At 69.9% G+C, this 1,251-nt stretch carries 1 protein-coding gene; it reads left to right on the forward strand.

Going from position 1 to position 1,251, the window contains the following annotated elements; translation table 11 throughout:
* Positions 1–63: 63 nt before the first annotated feature.
* Positions 64–1,251, forward strand: a 1,188-nt coding sequence (locus KDL01_RS41230) for a transposase (RefSeq protein WP_212534160.1), incomplete at its 3' end; no start/stop codon positions are given.

The raw sequence follows: 1,251 nt of genomic DNA on the forward strand, positions 1-1,251 counted from the left end.
TAGAAGTCCGATGAAGATCTCTGTTCTGGCCCGGCCGCGCAGCGGTTGGGCCAGAATGCTGTCATGCAGGGTGAGTGGACGGGTGAACTGGCAGGTCCCGACGTGTGGGTCACGTGTCGGGAGCTGATCCCGGCTTCCAGCGTGTTCGCGTTTTTGGCCGAGCATCGTGAGGCGTTGTTCCCGGCGGGGATGTTCGCTGACATGTACCCCTCGCGCAACGGCCGGCCCTCGATGCCGCCGCAGATCCTGGCGGCGGCGGTCACCCTGCAGGCCCTTCACGGCCTGTCAGACATCGAGACGGTCCAGGAGCTGCGCTGCGACCTGCGCTGGAAAGCCGCGTGCGGGCTCGGATTGTATGACACCGCGTTCGACTCCTCGCTGCTGGCCTACTTCCGCCGCCGTCTATCGCGCTCCGCCGATCCGCAGCGGATCTTCACCGCGGTGCGCGCCGTGGTGGCCGAGACCGGGGTCCTTAAGGGCAAGACCCGTCGGGCGTTGGACTCCACGGTGCTCGACGACGCGGTCGCCACCCAGGACACCGTCACCCAGATCATCGCCGCGATCCGCCGGGTCGCACGCGAGGTGCCCGGCGCCGACGAGGTCGCCGCCGCCGTGTGCACCGCCCACGACTACGCCGATCCCGGCAAGCCGAAGATCGCGTGGAACGACGAGCAGGCGCGCGCCGAGTTGGTCGACGCGCTGGTCACCGACGCGATACGACTGCTCGCCGCGCTGCCCGAACGCGAGCACACCCCGAAGGCCGCCGACGCGCTCGGCCTGCTCGCCCTGGTCGCCGACCAGGACGTGGAGCCGGCAGAGGACTCCGACGGTCGCGACGGACGCTGGCGCATCACGAAAGGCACCGCCGAGAACCGGGTCATCTCCACCGTCGACCCCGAGGCACGGCACGTGCACAAGACCCGAAGCCACAAGCAGGACGGGTACAAGGCCCACCTGGCCGTCGAGCCGGCAACCGGCATCTACACCGCCGTGGCCATCCGCCCCGGCTCGGGACCCGAGCACCACGAGGCCGCCGTCGCACTCGACCTGCTCGCCGACGACGACCAGGAAACCGACCTCGACCTGTTCGGCGACACCGCCTACGGCAGCGGGCAGGCCAGCGCCGCGCTCCTCGCGCGCGAACACCGCCTGTTTTTCAAACCCGCCCCGCTCACCACCGCTGTCGCGGGCGGGTTCAGCCTCGACGACTTCGCCATCGACACCACCGCCGGACAGGTCACCTGCCCCGCC

This window comes from Actinospica durhamensis (assembly GCF_018139695.1).
Lineage (GTDB): Bacteria > Actinomycetota > Actinomycetes > Streptomycetales > Catenulisporaceae > Actinospica > Actinospica durhamensis.